The organism is Pseudomonas sp. NFACC10-1 (genome assembly GCF_900119195.1).
GTDB lineage: Bacteria > Pseudomonadota > Gammaproteobacteria > Pseudomonadales > Pseudomonadaceae > Aquipseudomonas > Aquipseudomonas cerasi.
Genome location: NZ_FPJB01000012.1, coordinates 54,235 through 74,530, shown reverse-complemented (window position 1 = coordinate 74,530; position 20,296 = coordinate 54,235). Strand labels below are relative to the sequence as shown.

Here is a 20,296-nt window from a genome sequence, read left to right as displayed (position 1 = left end):
CGCTGGAGCGTGAGGAACGATAACCTCAACTATCGTGCCCGATGATCTGCGCTTCTGCCCGAAGGGCGTGTGAGCTTGCTCACGAAGACGCCGGTGCAGTCACTGAGCACTCTGCGTGGACATGCCGCCTGCTCCATCGCAAAACCCGGTAACCAAGCCCTGCCCCTTCACCACACGACAACGACTAGCCTCATCGAGCCCATTCCTAAAGCAAGGATGCTTCGATGCTGCCCACCAGTCGCCTGATGACGTTCGCTCTTGTGTTTCTTCTGCCCGGCCTCGGCCATGCCAGTCAATGCCCTGACTGGTCTGCAGCCAAGGCGCGCAGCGAGGTCACAAACTTGCAACAGCAGATGGCTGCGTGGGACGACAGCTACCACCGCCAGGGCATTTCGCCCATTCCGGACGAGCTCTACGATCAGGCGCGGCAGAAGCTGAGCCTGTGGCGCTCGTGCTTTGCCGTTTCCACCCCCGAGGCCGATCCGCTAAAGACAGCAGTCGGCCCGTTGCCTCATCCCGTTGCGCACACGGGCGTCAACAAGCTGGCCGACGAAAGCAGCGTCAAGGACTGGCTCAAGGGCCGCAACGATCTGTGGATTCAACCCAAGGTCGATGGCGTAGCCGTCACCCTGGTCTACGAAAACGGCCAGCTTGTGCAGGCGATCAGTCGTGGTGACGGGCGCAAGGGGCAGGACTGGACCTCGCAGGCGCGACTGATCAAGGCCATTCCTCAGCACCTGCCCCAGGCTGACTCCGCAATATTACAAGGCGAGCTGTACTGGCGTCTGGACGACCATATTCAGTCAGCATCCGGCAGCGTCAACGCGCGCAGCAAGGTCGCGGGATTGCTGGCGCGGCAGACGATCAGCCCGCAGCAGGCCGACGCCATCGGGCTGTTCGTCTGGGACTGGCCGAACGGGCCTGGCGATATGGCGCAACGTCTCGCAGGCCTGCAAGCCATGGGTTTTGAGGACAGCGCGGCCTATTCGCACCCACTGGAAAACTACGCCAAGGCCGCACGCTGGCGCGAGCATTGGTATCGCAATCCCCTGCCGTTCGCCACCGATGGCGTGATAATGCGTCAAGGCCAACGTCCACCTGCTCAACGCTGGCAAGCCAGTGCGCCTTACTGGATCGCCGCCTGGAAACATCCCTACGCCCAGGCACTGGCCGAGGTGCGCAAGGTCAACTTCAAGATCGGCCGCAGTGGCAGAATTACGCCGGTGCTGGAGCTGACCCCGGTACGCCTCGACGACCGTACCGTCAGCCGCATCAGCACGGGCTCGCTGCGGCGCTGGCAAACACTGGATATCAGGCCTGGCGATCAGATCGCCGTGAGCCTGGCCGGGTTGACGATCCCACGACTCGACGGCGTGGTGACCCGTGCTGCCGAACGAGCAGACATAATCATTCCGCGAGCCGAAGACTTTCATGAACTGAGCTGCTGGCAAGCCACACCGGGCTGTGAAAGCCAGTTCCGCGCCAGACTGGCATGGCTCAGCGGCAAGAAAGGCCTGGCGTTGCCCGGCGTGGGTCCAGGGACCTGGAACACGCTTATCGAGAACGGCCAAATCATGGGCTTACTCGATTGGATGACCCTGAATCATGCTGAGCTTGCTAACATTCCCGGCTTCGCTGAACGCAGTAGCGCTAAACTGCTCAACAGCCTGCAGACCGCACGCGAACGGCCGTTTCAGACATGGCTCAAGGCCATCGGACTGCCGCCCACCGGAGGCGCCAGACTCCCCGACAACTGGCACGAGCTGGCTGAACGCAGTGTGGAGCAATGGCAAGCAGAGCCAGGCATCGGTCCTGGTCGCGCAACCAGGCTCAGGGCTTTTTTTCAGGACCCGCAGGTACAGGCACTGAGCCAGCAATTGCAGGCACAGAGCATTTCAGGTTTTAAGTAGCGGACGTTCATTTTTCTGTCCGTATTCAAACGGAGTTCATATGCAGTTTTTATCACCACTGATTCTTTTCACCAGTTGCACGCTGCTCGCCACAACCGTGTTCGCAGACGCTCAGGCCCCGGTGCCGTCCGAATGCCAGATCAAAAGCCAGGAGATCAGCAGCAAGATTCAGGATGCCAAGACCGAGGGCAACAAGGCAGAACAGGCCGGCCTTGAAAAGGCACTCGCCGAGGTCAACGCCAACTGCACCGAAACGTCATTGATCAAACAGCGCAAGCAAAAGGTGCTCGACGCCAAGCAGGAAGTCAGTCGCCGTCAGACCGACCTGAACAAGGCCATGGAAAAGGGCGATCCGGAGAAGATCAACAAGCGCAAGGACAAGCTCGCCGATTCGCGCAAGGAATTGCAGGAAGCGCAGACCGAACTCGAGAAAGTCCAGCCAGACGATTGATCAGGTCGCGACGCTGCGCATGATCGGCAGCGTCGCGAACAGCCTGTCAGGAAGCGGCCGGGAAAGCCGATACCCCGAACAACGCGATGATCAAGCCCATGCCCACCAGCCAGACAAGCGAGCGCAGTGCGGCCAGATCGGCCAGGTAGAAAATGATGTACAGCAGGCGACTGGTGATAAACAGTACCGCCAGCACATCAATGGTCACCAACTGCGCGTTACCGGCAATGTGCGCAATGATCACCGCTGCGGCAAACGCCGGGGTCACTTCAAAGCTGTTCAACTGGGCAGCATGCGCGCGGCGCGGGAACCCCTCCAGCTTGTCGAGAAAGGCACGCGGATCATGATTATGCCCACTGCCGAATTTGCCGCTGCCGAACTTGGCGATACCGGCACACATAATCGGCAGCAGGATCGCGACCAGCACGCACCAGAAAGCAACTGTCATACGTCCATCCTTATAGGTTCAGCTTCATCTGAAGCATCCGGGCAATACCCGCTCACACACTATGAGCAGGGGGTCAGCGAAAGGTTCTTGAAGAACGACCACCAACCTGACGCATTACACCAGTTTAGGAAAGATCAGGCTGAACGTGGTGAATTGGCCCGGCTCGCTCTGCACCGTCACCTGCCCTTCATGCAGGCTCATGATGGAGCGCACAATCGCCAGCCCAAGCCCGGTCCCGCCCTGCTGTCGCGCGCGGCTGACATGCACCCGATAGAAACGATCGAACAGGCGCGGCAGGTGTTCGGCATCAATGCCATCCCCCGCATTGCGCACCGCCAGTGACACTTCATCTTCGTGCGTGGCAAGCGTAAGGGTAATGACGCTGCCGGACAGACCATGGCGAATGGCGTTGGACAGCAGATTGGAAATCGCTCGCTGAATCATCAGCCTGTCCCCGGTCGCCCTGGCGTGCCCATGAACCTGCAGGGTGATGTCGCGATCCTCCGCCGAGGAGGAGAACAGTTCGGCGACCTTGTCTGCCTCCTCGCGAAGGTCGATGACCTCAACCGGCAATGGCGCTGAGGGCTGGCTGACGCTGGCCAGAAACAGCATCTGACTGATCATGCGCGACATGCGCTCCAGCTCTTCGCTGCAGGATTCCAGCGCCTGTTTGTATTCCTCCGACGGGCGCGGCCTGGACAGCGTGACCTGCGCCCGACCCATCAGGTTGTTCATCGGCGAGCGCAGCTCATGCGCGAGGTCGTCCGAGAACTGCGCCAATTGCTGCACATCGCCGTCCAGCCTGTGCAGCATGAAGTTGACGGCATGTGCCAGGTCGCGCAACTCGTCAGGCAGCCCCTTCACTTTCATGCGATGAGACAGGTCGCGGGCCGAGATCAGCGCGGTGACTTTCCTGAATGCCCGCAGCGGCCTGAGCCCGCGACGCACCACCCACCAGACGCCAAAGCCGACCAGCAACAGAATCACCGGCAAGGCCATGCAGGTCGATCTGACGTAAGCGTGCAACAGCGCGGTGTCGCTTTCCCTGTCCATGGACAGCCTGACCAGCACGTCCTGACCGGTCTTGAGGCGTACGGCCCTGTAACCCAGCAGAATCTTGTGGCCCTGGGCGGATTTCAGTTCCTGAAAGCCTGGCGGCAGCGCATCGGTATCGGGAACCGGCAGATTTCGCCCCTCTACGTTACCAACGCTCATCAGCTCTTGCCGAGGGTTGCCCGCGTCGAGAATGGTCAGCGAGAAGCTGTCATGCCCGACGATCTGGTCACGCAGCGTGTGCGGGTACTGGACGATGTCCTCGATGCCCAGAAACCCCTCGCTCATGCTGTGTTCGATCTGCCTGAACTTCTCGCTCAAACTGTCTTCGGCACGTATATCGAGCTGACGGGAAATGGCTGTGTAGGCAAGCATTTCCATGACCAGCACCAGACACCCGATGAGCGCCGCGACCGTCAATCCGAGGCGTGTCGAGAGACGGGTCAGCTTCATTCACGCACTTCCAGTACGTAACCGACGCCACGCAGCGTGTGAATCAGCTTGGTCTCGAACGGATCGTCGATCTTCGCCCGCAGACGGCGGATCGACACCTCCACCACATTGGTGTCGCAATCGAAGTTCATGTCCCAGACCAGAGAAATGATCTGGGTGCGCGACATGACTTCGCCGCTGTGCCGCATCAACAGGTGCAGCAGCGCGAACTCCTTGGTCGTCAGGTCGATGCGCTGGCTGCCACGGAATGCCCTGTGGCGCCCCTGATCCAGCTCCAGATCGCCGACCTGCAACACCTTGGACGTGGTGGTCTGCTCGCTGCGGCGCATCAGCGTGCGGACCCGTGCCAGTAACTCGGGAAACTCGAATGGCTTGACCAGGTAATCATCGGCGCCCATTTCCAGGCCCTTGACCTTCTCTTCGAGACGGCCTCGTGCAGTGACCATCATGATGCGCGTACTGACGGTCTTCCTCAGGCGGCTCAACACCTCCCAGCCGTCCATCTCCGGCAGGTTCACGTCCAGTATCACCACATCGTAAGCCTGATGCTGCGCGAGATAGAGACCATCGAGGCCGGTTGCAGCGATATCGACGATATAGCCGCTTTCGGTCAGCCCCTGATGCATGTATTCGGCAGTTTTTGGCTCGTCCTCGACGACAAGGATTCGCATAACCAGGCTTCCTGTTTGATGAACGATGAATGACGATGCCGTGCAGTGTACTGAAAAGAAACGCCCATCCCGCTGGATAACAAAATCGTAATTTTGCAGCAATCCCTCTGATAACTCCGGTTGCATAAAGTCCCCTCAGCCAACTTCAGCGCCCTGGTGCCTGTTTGTTTTTTGCTTTCGATGGGGTGAGTCATGCGACTGGAGAATAACGTGCGCGCTCAGCGTATAGATCGATTGGCAGGGAGTGCGCTATGAGAGTCGCCGCACTGTGCCTGGTGTTGTTACCGCTTGTTGCCCCTGGCATCGCCGCAGCCCAAGGCATCAGCCTGGCTCAGGCACTGGAGGCAGCCTTCGCCCGTAACCCGGAACTTGCCGCAGCCCAGTGGGAGATCGGCGTTGCCGAGGGTGATCGGCAACAGGCCGGGCTGATCCCCAACCCGACCGTGTCATGGGAAGTGGAAGACACCCGCCGCGAGACCAGCACCACCACCGTGATGCTCAGCCAGGCACTGGAACTGGGCGGCAAGCGCGGGGCGCGCATCGAGGCCGCCAGCAAGGGCCAAGACGCCGCCCGGCTGGAGCTGGAGCGTCGCGGCAACGAACTGCGGGCCGAAGTGGTTCAGGCGTTCTACGCAGCGGCGCGGGCGCAGGCAGGTCTGGACCTGGCGCGCCAGTCCAGAGCACTGGCCGAACGCGGCCTGCAGGTTGCCGAGGGGCGTGTTCGGGCAGGCAAGGTGTCACCGGTGGAAGCCACACGCGCCCAGGTACAACTGGCCGAAACCGACCTGCTGGTACGCCGCGCCGAGACCTTGAAAGTCAGCAGTAACCGGGAACTGGCGCGCACCACCGGTTCGCCGCTCGCCTCTTTCGAGCACCTGGACTACAGCGACCTGTCGCCAGGCAAGCTGCCACCGAGCGCAAAGCTACTGACCGCCCTCAATCAGTCCGCCGAGCTGCGCCTGGCGCAGACCCAGATCGAGCAGCGCGAAGCCGCGCTGGGTTCGGAGCGCGCCAAGCGCATCCCTGACCTGACCGTCAGCGTCGGCAGCCAGTACAGCCGCGAAGAGCGCGAGCGGGTCAACGTCGTGGGCCTGTCGATGCCGCTCCCGCTATTCGACCGGAACCAGGGCAACGTGCTCGCGGCATCACGCCGTGCCGATCAGTCGCGCGACCTGCGTAACGCCGTCGAACTGAAGCTGCGCACCCAGACGCAGTCAGCCCTCGATCAATGGAACACCGCCGCGCAGGAAGTCGAGTCCTTCGACCGCGTGATCCTGCCCGCCGCGCAACGTGCCGTCGACACGGCAACGCGCGGTTTCGAGATGGGCAAGTTCGGCTTTCTCGAAGTGCTGGACGCGCAACGAACGCTGATCTCGGCGCGCAGCCAGTACCTCGAATCGCTGGCCACCGCCACCGACGCCAGAGTCGCCATCGAGCGAATCCACGGTGATCTCAACCGTTTCAGCCTCAACCCCTGACTTTCCTTTTCCGCCTGTATCGAGCGTATCCAAAAGTGCTGCACGCAACTGATCGCCGGGAGCCTTCATGAACAACAAACGAAGCATTGCCATCGCGCTGGCGGTGGTGGTCATCATTGGTCTGGGCAGTCTGACCCTGAACCCGCAGAGGCTGCCGTTCGCAGCCGGACCAGAACCGTCAGCCGATGAGCACGCGCATGAATCCGGGCAGGGCCATGCTGAAGAGCCAGGCCACGCCGACGAGGCGAAAAAATCGGACGCCGCAGCCTCGGAAGCTTCTCACGAAGAGGATGAGGGACACATCGAGCTGACTGCCGGGCAGATCAAGGCGGCAGGCATCGAGCTGGCCACCGCAGAACCCCGGCAGATGAGCACGACCGTGACCTTCCCCGGTGAAATCCGCTTCGATGAAGACCGCACTGCGCATGTCGTGCCGCGGGTCAGCGGCGTGGTCGAAGCGGTGAAGGTCGATCTGGGTCAATCGGTGAGGAAGGGCCAGGTGCTGGCGGTGATTGCCAGCCAGCAGATTTCCGATCAACGCAGCGAATTGAACGCTGCACAACGACGTCAGGAACTGGCGCGCCTGACCTTGCAACGCGAAAAGAAGCTCTGGGAAGACAGAATCTCGGCCGAGCAGGATTACTTGCAGGCCCGTCAGGACTTTCAGGAAGCTGACATCAACCTGGCCAACGCGCGGCAGAAGATCAGCGCCATCGGTGCCAGCACCCATCCTTCGGCGGGAAGCCGCTACGAGCTGATCGCACCGTTTGATGCCGTGGTCGTGGAGAAGCACCTGGGCATCGGCGAGATGGTCAGCGAGGCCAGCAACGCCTTCACGCTGTCCGACCTGTCGCGTGTCTGGGCCACCTTCGGCGTAGCGCCCAGGGATCTGGACAAGGTGGTGGTCGGTCGTCCGGTCATCGTCAGTGCGCCCGACCTGAATGCCCGGGTCGAAGGACGAGTCGGCTACGTCGGCAGCCTGCTGGGCGAGCAGACCCGCGCTGCGGCCGTGCGCGTGATCCTTGCCAACCCGCAGGGTGCCTGGCGTCCCGGCCTGTTCGTGTCGGTGGAAGTCGCCGCCGAGCAGGCCAGTGTGGCGGTCAGTCTTCCCGAAACGGCGATCCAGTCGGTCGAGGACAAACCCTCGGTCTTCGTGCGCAACGCTGAAGGGTTTCAACTGACGCCGGTGACACTGGGCCGCCGCGATGGTGGCCACGTGGAAATCGTCAAGGGCCTGGCGGCCGGCACACAAGTGGCCTCCGCGGGCAGTTTCATCCTCAAGTCGGAGCTGGGCAAAGGCTCCGCCGAGCACGCCCATTGATCTGCGTCCCACGAGTACACCCCCATGTTTGAACGGTTGATTCAATTCGCGATTGAACAGCGCATCGTCGTGATGCTTGCTGTGCTGCTCATGGCTGGGCTGGGCATTGCCAGTTACCAGAAACTGCCTATCGATGCCGTCCCCGACATCACCAACGTACAGGTGCAGATCAACACGTCGGCACCCGGCTTCTCGCCGCTGGAAACCGAACAGCGCATCACCTTCGCCATCGAGACCAACATGGCGGGCCTGCCCGGCCTGCAACAGACGCGCTCGCTGTCACGCTCGGGCCTGTCGCAGGTCACGGTGATTTTCGAGGACGGCACCGACCTGTTCTTCGCCCGCCAACTGGTGAGCGAGCGCCTGCAGATCGCCAAGGACCAGTTGCCGGAAGGCGTCGATGCGATGATGGGGCCGATCTCCACCGGCCTCGGCGAGATCTTCCTGTGGACAGTCGAAGCGCGCGAGGGCGCGCTGAAGGAGGACGGTACGCCGTACACGCCGACCGACCTGCGGGTGATTCAGGACTGGATCATCAAGCCGCAATTACGCAACGTACCGGGCGTGGCCGAGATCAACACCATCGGCGGTTTCGCCAGGCAGTACCAGATCGCGCCTGATCCGAAAAAACTAGCCGCTTACAAGCTGACGCTGAACGATCTGGTGGCAGCGCTGGAGCGCAACAACGCCAACGTCGGCGCAGGCTATATAGAACGCGGCGGCGAGCAGTTACTGATTCGCGCACCGGGTCAACTGGGCACCGTGGATGACATCGCCAACATCGTCATTGCCAACGTGCAGGGCACGCCGATCAGAATCAGCAGCGTGGCCGAGGTCGGCATCGGCAAGGAAATGCGCTCCGGTGCCGCCACCGAAAATGGCCGCGAAGTGGTGCTCGGCACCGTGTTCATGCTGATCGGTGAAAACAGCCGGACGGTATCGCAGGCGGTGGCTGCCAAACTCGCCGACATCAATCGCACACTGCCCGAAGGCGTCGAAGCGGTAACGGTTTACGACCGCACCAACCTGGTCGAAAAAGCCATCGCTACAGTGAAAAAGAACCTGATCGAAGGCGCGATTCTGGTCATCGTGATTCTGTTTCTGTTCCTCGGCAACATCCGTGCTGCGCTGATCACCGCCATGGTGATTCCGCTGGCCATGCTGTTCACTTTCACCGGCATGTTCACCAACAAGGTCAGCGCCAACCTGATGAGCCTAGGTGCGCTGGACTTCGGCATCATTGTCGATGGCGCGGTGGTGATCGTCGAAAACGCAATCCGCAGGCTGGCGCATGCCCAGCAAAAGCACGGCCGCATGCTGACCCGCAGCGAGCGTTTCCATGAGGTCTTCGCCGCCGCCAGAGAAGCGCGTCGGCCGCTGATTTTCGGTCAGTTGATCATCATGGTCGTGTACCTGCCGATCTTCGCCCTCACTGGAGTGGAAGGCAAAATGTTCCACCCGATGGCCTTCACCGTGGTCATCGCCCTGCTCGGCGCCATGATTCTTTCGGTGACCTTCGTGCCTGCCGCGATCGCCATGTTCGTCACCGGCAAGGTCAAGGAAGAAGAAGAAGGCTTTGTGATGCGCACCGCTCGCCAGCGCTACGCACCGATACTGAGCTGGGTGCTGGGGCATCGCTCAATAGCGTTCGGCATGGCCTTGGTGCTGATCGTGCTGTCCGGCTTCACCGCCAGCCGCATGGGCAGCGAATTCATCCCGAGCCTGAGCGAAGGCGACTTCGCCCTGCAGGCCCTGCGGGTGCCGGGCACCAGCCTGACCCAGTCGGTGGACATGCAGCAGCGTCTGGAAAAAGCCATCATCGAAAAAGTCCCGGAAGTGCAGCGCGTGTTCGCCCGCACCGGCACCGCCGAGATCGCCGCCGACCCGATGCCGCCCAACATCTCCGACAGCTACGTCATGCTCAAGCCCCAAAGCGAATGGCCTGACCCGGACAAGTCTCGCGAAACGCTGATCGCCGACCTGCAAAAGGCCGCCGCCAGTGTGCCGGGCAGCAACTACGAACTGTCCCAGCCTATCCAGTTGCGCTTCAACGAACTGGTTTCGGGGGTGCGTAGCGATGTCGCGGTAAAGGTCTTCGGCGACGACATGAACGTGCTGAACCAGACCGCCGCAAAAATCGCCGCCACCCTGCAAAAAGTGCCAGGCGCTTCAGAAGTGAAAGTGGAACAGACCACCGGCCTGCCGGTACTGACCATCAACATCGATCGCGACAAGGCCGCGCGTTACGGCCTCAACGTGGCCGATGTGCAGGACGCCATCGCCATTGCGCTGGGCGGTCGTCAGGCGGGAACGTTGTATGAGGGCGACCGCCGCTTCGACATGGTGGTGCGCCTGTCCGAGCAACTGCGCACCGATGTAAACGGGCTCTCCAGCCTGCTCATTCCGGTGCCTGCGAGCGCCAACAGCAACCAGCAGATCAGCTTCATCTCGCTGTCCCAGGTCGCCAGCCTTGACCTGGTGCTCGGCCCGAACCAGATCAGTCGCGAGAATGGCAAACGTGTGGTCATCGTCAGCGCCAACGTGCGCGGCCGGGACCTTGGCTCGTTTGTCGAAGAAGCGGGCACCACTATCGATAACGGCGTGCAGATTCCAGCGGGCTACTGGACCAATTGGGGCGGCCAGTTCGAACAACTGCAATCGGCCGCCAAACGCCTGAAAATCGTCGTACCGGTGGCATTGCTGCTGGTACTGGCGCTGCTGTTCATGATGTTCAACAACCTCAAGGACGGCCTGCTGGTGTTCACCGGCATACCGTTCGCCCTCACCGGCGGCGTCATGGCCCTGTGGCTGCGCGATATTCCCCTGTCGATCTCCGCAGGCGTGGGCTTCATCGCACTGTCGGGTGTGGCGGTGCTGAACGGCCTGGTGATGATCGCCTTCATCCGCAGCCTGCGCGAACAAGGCCACTCGCTGCACAACGCCATCAACGAAGGCGCCCTCACCCGCCTGCGCCCGGTGCTGATGACCGCATTGGTCGCTTCCTTGGGCTTCATCCCCATGGCCCTCGCTACCGGGACTGGTGCCGAAGTGCAACGACCGCTGGCGACGGTGGTGATTGGCGGGATTCTGTCGTCGACAGCGCTGACGTTGTTGGTGTTGCCGGCGTTGTATCAGTGGGCGCATCGGCGGGAGGATGAGGAGGCGGTTGAGGCGTTGAAATAGGTTTTTAAGTAAAAATTGCGCTGATCCAGCTGATGTTACCGTCAACTGGCCCAGCGCAGTCGGCACTGTCTGTAGCCAAAGTCTTACTCCATTTCCAGAAACGCAGCACACCTGCTGGCGAACAATTCAGGTAGACACCGCAGCCTTGAGCAATGATATTTCGAACCATGGAACACGTTACTAACTAGTTGCCAAATGTGTTGAAATGCAGCCTTATCACCCAGCGCAGAACGCGTTGCGCCGAAGATACTTAAGATCATGAATTTCCCGCCAGTGTGGGAACTCACTCCCCGGATCGGCAACTAACAGCGCAGTCGCTTGCGCATCGGCGGCAAACAGGATCGACGCTGAACGTTGTGTTTCTTTTCAATTCGCCACACGAAGTGGCCATTTGAAAGACAGGACGTACAGTTTGCGCAAGTAAAGGAGTTACACAATGGACCTGACCTTTGGCACACCTCTCAGCCAGAGCGGACGCTTGCTGCAACTCACCACGCCGCTGGGCGAGCATCAGCTCCAGGCCCTGCGCATGCATGGGGTCGAGCGCATCGGCCGCGTGCCCCGCTACACCCTCGACGTGGTGGTGCAGGACACCGAATACGATCCTGAAAAACTCATCGGCCAGCCGGTCAGCCTGGCAATCCTCTGCGATGACGGTTCTCCCGCGCAGCGTCATGGCCTGGTCGAGAGCGTGCGCTACCTGGGCAATGACGGCGGTCTGCACGACTGGCAACTGGTCTTCGCGCCCTGGTTCAGCCTGCTCGAATACCGACTCGACTGCCGCATCTGGCAGGACAAAAACCTGCCGGCGATCCTTGAAGCCGTTTTCTCACTGTACGAACAGGCCAAGGGCAATTATCGCCTGGACCTGCGTCGCGAATATGCACCTCTTTCCTACGTTACTCAGTTCAACGAGAGCGACGCCAACTTCGTGCAGCGCTGGTGCGAGCAGGAAGGTCTTTTCTGGTACGTCGAGCACACAGCGGACAAGCACTGCATTGTCTTCACTGACACCGTCGACACCCTGCCCACGCTGGCACCGCAGAGCATTCGCTTTCACACCCAGAACGCCACTGAAAAACAGGATGGCATTACCCAGTGGAGCAGCGGTTCGCAGTTGTTGAGCGGCAAGCTGCATTGGCGCAGTGTCGATTACCTGGCCCACGGCCAGCCACGCGAAACCGTGATGCCTGCCCTACAGGCCGCTTCGGCCCCGCAGGCGCTGGAGCGTTACGAGTATCAGGGCCAGTACGGCTGGCAGAAGCAGGACCGCGGCGAATGGCTGAGCCGCGTACAGATCGAACAGCGTGAATCCCAGGCACGTCGTGTGCAAGGTCAAAGCGGCGTGCGGCAGATGGAAGCCGGACGCTGGTTCGAGCTGACCCAGCATCCGCTGTACGAACGCAAGGCGGCTGAAGAGCGCCAGTTTTTGCTGATCGAAGTCGAGATGTTCGCCGAGAGCAATTTGCCGCTGGCCAAGGAGAGACGCGAAGTGCCGGGGAGCCTGGCGGCGCTGTTCAGATCTGTTCGTCCTGAGCCATCAGGGCTTGGCATTGTGAACAAGGTAGCGGACACCTTGGGCGTGGGCAGCCACGGTTTCTTCCTCAATCGCGTTGAAGGCCAGTTGCACAGCGCACCGTTTCGCAGCCCGTCGGAGCATTTCAAACCCAAGAGCCTCGGCCAACAGACCGCAGTGGTCGTTACGCCCAGCGGCCATGAAGTGTTTACCGACACCTTGAACCGGATTTGCGTACGCTTTCACTGGGACCGCCTGTCTCAGGATGGCGAGTTGGGCTCCTGCTGGCTGCGCATGATGCAACCGAGCAGTGGTCCGGACTGGGGCAGTGTGCATGTGCCGCGTGCCGGTGAAGAAGTGGTCATCACCTTTCTGGATAACGACATTGATCGGCCACTGGTCATGGGCCAGGTCTACGGCGGCCACAAACCCGCCTGGCACTCCAGCGGTCTGATGGCAGGCTACAAAAGCAAGGAAGTCGGCGGCGGTGGTTTCAACCAGTGGGTGATGGACGACTCGACCGGCCAGGTCCGCACCCAGATCCACAGCAGCCACGGGCATACCCAGCTTAACCTCGGTTATTTGATCGACCAGCGCGGCAACAATCGCGGCGGTCTGCGCGGTACCGGGTTTGAACTGCGCACCGATGCTTACGGTGCCCTGCGCGCCCAGCAGGGTCTTTACCTCAGCACCTGGAAACGCAGCGGTGCCCAGGGCGCACAGATCGATGCCAGCGAAGCGCAGCAGCAACTGAAAAACAGCGAGCAACGCGTCAAGACCCTGTCCGACACCGCGCAACAGCACAATGCCCTGCCCATGCAGGAAGGCCTGGACAGCCTGACCCAGCTCAACAGCGATGCCGACGTGACTTACGGCAGCGACGACGGCGCCCCGAGCCAAGGCCCCGGCGAACAACAACGCAACGGCGGTGACACCGCCTGGGCGATCCGCAGCGGCGGACGAGGCAAGACACCGGGTTACCAGCAGCCATTGCTGATCGCCTCCTCCCCCGCCGACATCGCCACTGCCACGCCGAAAAGCACGCACCTGCACAGCGGCAAACACCTGACCCTGAGCACCGGCGAAGACGTCAGCATTGCTAGCGGCAAATCCCTGCTGGCCAGCGTCGCGCAAAGCATCAGCCTGTTCGCGCAGAACGCCGGAGCCAAGCTGTTTGTGGCCAAAGGCAAGATCGAGTTGCAGGCGCAAAGTGATGCGATGGAGTTGACCGCGCAGCAAGGGGTAAAGATCACCTCGACCGCTGCTGGAATAGAAATCGCCGCACAGGAAGGCATCCTGCTCACCAGCGGTGGCGGCTACATCCGCATCAAGGACGGGAATATCGAGATTCATGCGCCGGGGACGATTGATGTCAAAGGGGCGAAGAAGACGTTTAGTGGACCGACCAGTCTGTCGCACAGCTATAACGCAATGCCCAAGACGAATTTTGAAAAAAGGATAGTCGTAAACTATCAAAATGGAGATGTTGCCCGAAATGTGAAATACGAGATCCATCGTGATGACGGCACCATTATCAGTGGTATTACAGACGCCAATGGCCGCGCTCAGCAGCAGAAAAGTGATTTCATAGGCAAATACCTGTTCAAGATTATTGAGTAATCAAGGAGGATGTATGGATGATAAAAAAGTACCACTCACGACCGAGATCGGAGAGGATGGCCGCGAATGTGCGACCGCGTCATTGGAAAACTTCGGTTGCGAGGACGACATGGTCTACATTAGCCCTAGGCAAGCCATACCTATTATTTTTGTTCCTGGAATAATGGGAACGCCATTGCTAGCGACGGGCAAAGACAATAGAAAGCTTGTTAATAAATTAGAAGGCAAATGGAGTTGGTTCCCTGACAACTTAGAGTGGATGGGAATGTATGTAGCCTTGGGAGGATTTAACCGATTAAATGCAGCACAAAAAAAAACCCTACTTGATCCAGATCAAACAAAGGTACCCAGAGATATTGGTGAGCCCGACTTTTCGGGTCTCAACCTAGAAAACTGCATTCTGCCAAAGCTAGAAATGGAAAAACGAGGATGGGGTACGGTAATTCTCGGAGACTACGGATATGGTAGTATCCTGAACTTTTTGGAAACAGAGTTAAGAACATTATTCATTCGCGGCCAATCTCGACCACAGCTGAAAGGGGCCTTCCTTGCGTTTGAATCTGAAATTGACACATTAAAGGGATACATACCACTCGAATTTGATGACCTAAAAAGCGCATCTAACTGGAGCTACCCTGTCTATGCATGCGGCTACAACTGGTTAAGAAGCAATGACGACTCTGCAAGTGAGCTTTCTAACTACATTAAGTTTGTACTGAAAGACTGTCAGACGAGACTGAAGCTTAAATGCAAAAAAGTAATACTAGTCACTCATTCTATGGGCGGACTGGTCGCAAGGCGCTGCGCACAAAAAAGCCCAGAAGATATTCTTGGAATAATACATGGCGTACAGCCCACGATTGGTGCTGGAACGGCATATAGACGAGTGAGAGCCGGGTGGGAGGATATAATAGGTAAACTATCAATAGGTGCAAGCGCAAGTCAAGTCACACCTATCTTTACATCACCAGGTCCATTACAGCTCTTACCAAACCAACTGTATGGAAACAAATGGCTTACAGCTAAGTTTGGCTCAAAAAATGGACCAAGCTTGATGGCCCTACCTGTAAAAGACAACCCTTATGAGGAAATTTATTCTAAAAGCTCTACGTGGTGGCGCTTAATAAATCCAAAACTGATTGATCCACGAGCGCTGGATGATGAAGCTGTAAAAGACTCATGGAACATATATCTCAAAAATCTTACACTAGCGGAAAAATTCCATACATCTCTAGGCAAATACTATTTCAGCCCAACATACGCGCACTTCGGAGTGGACCCCGATCACCCTGCATGGAACAAGATAGAATGGATTTTACAAAGCGGTAGAAATATGGATGGCGAATTTTCACCCCCTATCTCCGATCAACCTACAAATAATTTAGAGCTGGTGACAGATAACGGGAAAAATCATATAACGCTAAAGCAACGCCATACAGGCGATAGTACATCTTACGATTTGTTTCACGGCTCACAGGTCAAAGATGCTTATAACAGCTATAATTATATTGCAACAATGTCGCCTCAAGACGACACAGGCGATGGCACTGTTCCGACTCACTCTGGAGAGGAACTAAGTGGATATGTAAAATTTTCCGCCCGACTTAAGGGCTTGGACCACGGAACTTCTTATGATAGCAAGACTGCTAGAGCAATGACGATGCACTCCATAATAAGTCTAGCAAAGGATGCGGAAGATATATGCTAACCAAACATACAAAAAAAAATAGAGCCGCTATAGTCACAGCAGCCACATCGACACTAATATTACTAGCAATATTTATAGCACTCCAAACAAATAAAGAGACGAAACACATGCCTGTAAATCAAGACATTGCATTAGAAGCTTTTTTTGTGGGCCGCTATATTATAAGCTTTCCAAAAAACACATATTTCTCAGGAGCGGCCTTACGAATTAAGAACATCCCGATAGATATAGAGCCTAATTATTCGAAACCTCGAGCTGATCTAGATTCAAAAAAATTCTGGGAGACTATTAAAAATAAAAACGTAAATAATGAGGAGCATTTAGCAGAGCGGGAAGTCCTTTCAGAAAATGCAACATTATTCAAGTACGATCACACACGAATAACTGGCGAGGGTTTAGATGGCATGCCTATAAATGAAGTCACTTATTCAACAACTGCTCATACTTGGAAAGACAATACTTCCTTTCAGATCGGTAATGATAGCACTTTAAAAAAAGACATTCAGATAAAAGAACTAATCAACAATCTGTTTTCAGGTTCAGATCCTGCGAACACTGATTCCCTTTGCTATGTTAACGGTTGCATAGCACAAAAAACAGGAAATGAATCTGTCAATATACACTTTAAACTTCCAATGTCACCCAAGCTTGAAGCACAGTTTCAGTCTTCTCAGTACGGGGGGGAGCCCAACAAAAAATTATCTGAAAGAACAATCAGCTCGTCCTCTTTCACAGCCAAAGAGGAAGCTGAATGGATAGTCAACTCAGATTATACGAGCCACACATACAAAAGTGGGGAGCGGACTTTACAAGGCTTCGATGGGGAGGAAATAATTGAGGCCAGCACCCAAAAGTCTGAAGGCGCATATAAAACGCAAATCAATGCGCAGTGGTATTACCCTGGTGTTCCTGGGGCATCCAACAAGCCGGAAATCACGATTCAACTGAACTACAGCTACACTACAAAAGAGAAACCTTCAAACCCCGCTGGCTTTTCTGAAAACCCTGGAAGTGGAAGGATAGCGGAAGCTGACTTTTTTCAGATATGGGAGTCAGCTTTGACCTCATTCTCTAAAAGATAAAGTTTATGAAATTTCAAAGTAAGTCGGGCATTATAAAAGCTTGCTAGGCTACTATGAACTGCCCAGCGCGGTCGGCTTTGTCATGGGTCACAATTCGCTGGACGAATATTGGGACACCGATCAACACTCGGCACTGAACCGTGAAGAAGGCACCAAGCCTGAGCCCTATCTAGGCTCGCGCGGCTCTACGCCACGCCAGGACATCTCGTGCATGTTGTCCGGGCCGATCCTCCATGATGTGCACCAGAACTTTGCCATCGCCTGGCGCAAGGAAACCGGCGAGGACCTGCTCGCCTGCCGCGATTGCGATCCGACCTCCAATCGTCTCCAGTTCCAGAGCGGTACGCGGTTGATGATGCAAGTGTTGCGCACCCAGGCTCAGGTGGGCCAGCCCAAAACCAACCGCAAGCACAAGGATGACGTGGGCGACCATGAAAAGCCCGTTCGAGACATCCAGAGCGGTTACATGGTGGCTGCCAACAACGTCACCCAGTTCATCTACATCGAAAACCAGTACTTCCGCTGGCCGCCGCTGGCCGATCACCTCAAGACTCTGGCAGGGAAGTACTTCAAGGCAGGCCGCAAGGAGCCCCTTTATCTTTTTGTCGTCACCAATGACACCAAGGACGGGGTCGGCATGGGCACGGCCAAGACCCAGGAAATGCTCGCCAGCCTGGGCCGGGCAGAAACCATTCCGGCCATCACCAAGCTGCGACTAATCAAGGAGATGAAAAGTGAAGCCCCGGTCAGACCTCGGCCGGACGGGCCAAATGATCGGGCCGGGCAGAGAAAGCTGGACGAATGGCAAGCGGACATGGACAGGAAAACCAAGGAGATTGAAACTTCCAACTTGGTGGCCAAGGAAGTGCCAGGCTTGAAGATTCATGTTTGCTCACTGGTCGCGCGTGACTTGCAGGATGGCCAACCCTGGATGCCGGTCTACATCCACTCCAAACTGATGATCGTCGATGACGTCTACACCACACACGGCTCAGCCAACATCAACACTCGAAGCATGATGGTTGATAGCGAACTGAACATCTGCCATGAGCATCCGGAGTTTAGTCAGCCGTTGCGGCGGCGGTTGTGGGATCTGCATACGGAGGGGCAAGGGGTGCAGGATGATCCTGAAGAAGCATTCAAAGCTTGGGAAAATATAATCAGGCAGAACAACGAATCTCGAAATGACAAGTTTAAGCTTAAGCCTGTCGCCCCTCTAGTCGAATTTTATTACACCGAAACATCTATGACGGACTTTGACTGATGCGCCTGACTCTTTTGCTCTCAAGCCTGCTGTTGGTTGCCTGCAGCTCCAGCAACGCCATTACTTTACGGACAAAGGACACTCCCTTGAATCAGTTGAGCGAAGTCAACGCCAAGCTGGCATTTACCTGCGTACACGAGAAAATCCCGGCCCCTTCGGCAGAAACGGACGTGCTGTTCAAGTACGCCCGTTGGTTGCAGAAAAACAATCAGATCCAGCAGGATGAAACGGTCGATATCGAGATCGGAAGACTGTATCGCATCGCGGCAGAAAACAACCATTACAAGGCCAACGTCAATCTGCAGAACGGCGCCATGCGTGGTCAGTTTAAGCTCGCTGGGGGGGAACGACTACGCCTTAGCCAGCAGTTGATAGATGCACATGTGGCTTCGGGATATTACATGATCGCCATCTATCTTCAAAAGGGCGCGGCGGGTCTGCAACAAGACGAGGATATGTCCCTGCGCTACTTTCGCAAAGCGGCAGATGAGGGAAGTGCGCAAGCGCAAGCATACGTTGCCGAAAAACTCGCGCCTACTGATATTGCACCGGATATTGCAAGACAAATGCGTCGCTGTGCTGCCGAGCAAGGTAACGGCAAAGCAGCCGGAGCATTAGGTGTACATTTGAAAACGGCTAAACAATATCAGGCCGCTCTTGAAGCTTTTCAGTTAGGAGTCGCAGCAGGCGACGAGAGCTCAGCGTCTTTTTTAGAGAATGGTTTTCGCGGCCCTAAGTCAGATGATCGCTTGTATTATATAGGCCAGACAGAGGACCTTGAACGAGCGCAACGTTACAAGCAAATTGGCAAGGTATTGGGTAACTTATCCTACGCCAACCCAAGCGTCCCAGAAATCAACGAAATCGTTCCCCTGCCACCAACCAAACTCCCGGCCTGGGATGGCAAGTTGAAATGGGTTGAAGAACGTGAAGCCAACATCCCGCCGCCCAAGCCCTCCGAAGCGCTGATCGAGCAACTGGCCAAGGCCATGGTGCTTGATCCTAAAACAGGCAAGCCGTTGCCAGGCTCTCCGGTCTACAGCAAGGAAGACTGATCACAGATCCATGTGCCAAGCAGAGATTTACATGTGTCGACAGTGATCGGCACATGCAAATCTCTGCCCAAACTCAAACCCGACGCGCGCTCGTTGAACCTTATTATCACGACGCTAATATGACGGACCATGACTGATGCGCCTGACTTTGTTGCTTTCGATCCTGCTGTTGGCCGCCTACAGCTCCGGCAATGCCCTTACCTCACGAACGAAGGACGCGCCGCTGAATCAGTTGAGCGAAGTCAACGCCAAGCTGGCATTTATCTGCGTACACGAGAAAATCCCGGCCTCTTCGGCAGAAACGGATGTGCTGTTCAACTACGCCCGCTGGTTGCAGAAAAACAATCAGATTCAGCAGGATGAAACGGTCGACGTCGAGATAGGGAGACTGTATCGCATCGCGGCAGAAAACAACCACTACAAGGCCAATGTCAACCTGCAGAACGGTGCCATGCGCGGCCAGTTCAAGCTGACTGGCGGGGAACGCTTGCGCCTTAGCCAACAATTAATAGATGCACACGTGGCAACAGGTTATTACATGATCGCCATCTACCTTCAGAAGGGTGCGGCTGGGCTACAGCAGGATGAAGACATGTCCCTGCGTTACTTCCGAAAGGCAGCAGATGAAGGAAGTGCACAGGCGCAAGCCTATGTGGCGGACAAGCTAGAGCCTATAGATATTGCTCCGGATATCGCACGACAGATGCGTCGCTGCGCTGCCGCGCAGGGAAATGGGAGTGCGGCGCTAGCGTTAGGCACGGATCTCGCGATAGATAGGAATTACAAAGAGGCAATAGAAGCATTCCAGTTGGGTGCAGCGGCAGGTAATGAAGTTGCTGCGTCTTTTCTGGGAAAAGGCTTTCGCGGCCCAAAACCGGATGATCGCTTATACTACTTAGACCAAAAAGAAGATCTTGAGCGTGCGGAACGTTATAAGCAAATCTGGAGCCTTCTAGCAGATTGGTCCTACGCCAATCCAAGCGTCCCTGAAATCAACGAAATCGTCCCACTGCCACCAGCCAAACTCCCCGCATGGGATGGCAAGCTGAAATGGGTTGAAGAGCGTGAAGCCAACATCCCGCC

The 20,296-nt window shown here is 57.1% G+C and carries 12 protein-coding genes and 2 pseudogenes; 11 read left to right on the top strand and 3 right to left on the bottom strand.

Annotated features, from left to right (window positions below; all coding sequences use genetic code 11):
* The first annotated feature begins 224 nt into the window (after nucleotides 1-224).
* Nucleotides 225-1,910, top strand: coding sequence for an NAD-dependent DNA ligase LigB (gene ligB / locus BT119_RS25665; RefSeq protein ID WP_072367130.1), 1,686 nt, complete (start codon nucleotides 225-227; stop codon nucleotides 1,908-1,910).
* A gap of 40 nt (nucleotides 1,911-1,950) precedes the next feature.
* Entirely contained in the window at nucleotides 1,951-2,361 is a 411-nt protein-coding gene (locus BT119_RS25660; protein ID WP_003432477.1) for a DUF1090 domain-containing protein, read from the top strand.
* 46 nt (nucleotides 2,362-2,407) lie between these two features.
* On the opposite strand, the gene BT119_RS25655 is transcribed toward BT119_RS25660, so the two are convergent.
* From BT119_RS25655 to BT119_RS25645, 3 genes are all read right to left on the bottom strand, one after another.
* The gene (locus BT119_RS25655) at nucleotides 2,408-2,809 is read right to left on the bottom strand and encodes an MAPEG family protein (protein WP_003372643.1); all 402 of its coding nucleotides are present in this window, start codon (nucleotides 2,807-2,809) and stop codon (nucleotides 2,408-2,410) included.
* Between the two features lie 114 nt (nucleotides 2,810-2,923).
* Nucleotides 2,924-4,315, bottom strand: a complete 1,392-nt coding sequence (locus tag BT119_RS25650) for a heavy metal sensor histidine kinase (protein WP_003432467.1) — start codon at nucleotides 4,313-4,315, stop codon at nucleotides 2,924-2,926.
* Entirely contained in the window at nucleotides 4,312-4,986 is a 675-nt protein-coding gene (locus BT119_RS25645) for a heavy metal response regulator transcription factor (protein ID WP_003372647.1), read from the bottom strand. Before BT119_RS25645 ends, BT119_RS25650 begins: the two co-directional genes overlap by 4 nt.
* 251 nt (nucleotides 4,987-5,237) lie before the next feature.
* Here BT119_RS25645 and BT119_RS25640 point away from each other — a divergent pair, with 251 nt between their 5' ends.
* The 9 genes and pseudogenes from BT119_RS25640 to BT119_RS25600 form a co-directional block, all read left to right on the top strand.
* Nucleotides 5,238-6,464: a TolC family protein gene (locus BT119_RS25640; RefSeq protein ID WP_058416040.1), complete on the top strand. Its 1,227-nt coding sequence runs from the start codon at nucleotides 5,238-5,240 to the stop codon at nucleotides 6,462-6,464.
* Nucleotides 6,465-6,531: 67 nt separating this feature from the next.
* Nucleotides 6,532-7,785 carry an efflux RND transporter periplasmic adaptor subunit gene (locus BT119_RS25635; RefSeq protein WP_072367129.1) on the top strand — a complete coding sequence of 418 codons (1,254 nt, stop codon included), beginning with the start codon at nucleotides 6,532-6,534 and terminating at the stop codon, nucleotides 7,783-7,785.
* A gap of 24 nt (nucleotides 7,786-7,809) precedes the next feature.
* Nucleotides 7,810-10,968, top strand: a complete 3,159-nt coding sequence (locus BT119_RS25630) for a CusA/CzcA family heavy metal efflux RND transporter (RefSeq protein ID WP_072367127.1) — start codon at nucleotides 7,810-7,812, stop codon at nucleotides 10,966-10,968.
* 436 nt (nucleotides 10,969-11,404) lie between these two features.
* Nucleotides 11,405-13,898: pseudogene (locus tag BT119_RS25625) on the top strand (type VI secretion system Vgr family protein); the annotation flags it as partial.
* A gap of 219 nt (nucleotides 13,899-14,117) precedes the next feature.
* Nucleotides 14,118-15,812: an esterase/lipase family protein gene (locus BT119_RS25620; protein ID WP_256573030.1), complete on the top strand. Its 1,695-nt coding sequence runs from the start codon at nucleotides 14,118-14,120 to the stop codon at nucleotides 15,810-15,812.
* Between the two features lie 107 nt (nucleotides 15,813-15,919).
* Entirely contained in the window at nucleotides 15,920-16,894 is a 975-nt protein-coding gene (locus BT119_RS27120) for a T6SS immunity protein Tli4 family protein (RefSeq protein ID WP_139271382.1), read from the top strand.
* A 28-nt stretch (nucleotides 16,895-16,922) separates the two neighbouring features.
* Nucleotides 16,923-18,158, top strand: a pseudogene (locus BT119_RS25610) (phospholipase D-like domain-containing protein); the annotation flags it as partial.
* Nucleotides 18,158-19,213 carry an SEL1-like repeat protein gene (locus BT119_RS25605; RefSeq protein WP_072367123.1) on the top strand — a complete coding sequence of 352 codons (1,056 nt, stop codon included), beginning with the start codon at nucleotides 18,158-18,160 and terminating at the stop codon, nucleotides 19,211-19,213. The pseudogene BT119_RS25610 and the gene BT119_RS25605, both read left to right, overlap by 1 nt.
* Nucleotides 19,214-19,349: 136 nt before the next feature.
* Nucleotides 19,350-20,296, top strand: a 947-nt coding sequence (locus BT119_RS25600; RefSeq protein ID WP_072367136.1) for an SEL1-like repeat protein, incomplete at its 3' end; no start/stop codon positions are given.

Excerpts from the sequence above, each read along its gene's own strand:
- ligB (WP_072367130.1), top strand. The coding sequence starts at position 225 with ATGCTGCCCACCAGTCGCCTGATGACGTTCGCTCTTGTGTTTCTTCTG.
- BT119_RS25660 (WP_003432477.1), top strand. The coding sequence starts at position 1,951 with ATGCAGTTTTTATCACCACTGATTCTTTTCACCAGTTGCACGCTGCTC.
- BT119_RS25655 (WP_003372643.1), bottom strand. The coding sequence starts at position 2,809 with ATGACAGTTGCTTTCTGGTGCGTGCTGGTCGCGATCCTGCTGCCGATT.
- BT119_RS25650 (WP_003432467.1), bottom strand. The coding sequence starts at position 4,315 with ATGAAGCTGACCCGTCTCTCGACACGCCTCGGATTGACGGTCGCGGCG.
- BT119_RS25645 (WP_003372647.1), bottom strand. The coding sequence starts at position 4,986 with ATGCGAATCCTTGTCGTCGAGGACGAGCCAAAAACTGCCGAATACATG.
- BT119_RS25640 (WP_058416040.1), top strand. The coding sequence starts at position 5,238 with ATGAGAGTCGCCGCACTGTGCCTGGTGTTGTTACCGCTTGTTGCCCCT.
- BT119_RS25635 (WP_072367129.1), top strand. The coding sequence starts at position 6,532 with ATGAACAACAAACGAAGCATTGCCATCGCGCTGGCGGTGGTGGTCATC.
- BT119_RS25630 (WP_072367127.1), top strand. The coding sequence starts at position 7,810 with ATGTTTGAACGGTTGATTCAATTCGCGATTGAACAGCGCATCGTCGTG.
- BT119_RS25620 (WP_256573030.1), top strand. The coding sequence starts at position 14,118 with ATGGATGATAAAAAAGTACCACTCACGACCGAGATCGGAGAGGATGGC.
- BT119_RS27120 (WP_139271382.1), top strand. The coding sequence starts at position 15,920 with ATGCCTGTAAATCAAGACATTGCATTAGAAGCTTTTTTTGTGGGCCGC.
- BT119_RS25605 (WP_072367123.1), top strand. The coding sequence starts at position 18,158 with ATGCGCCTGACTCTTTTGCTCTCAAGCCTGCTGTTGGTTGCCTGCAGC.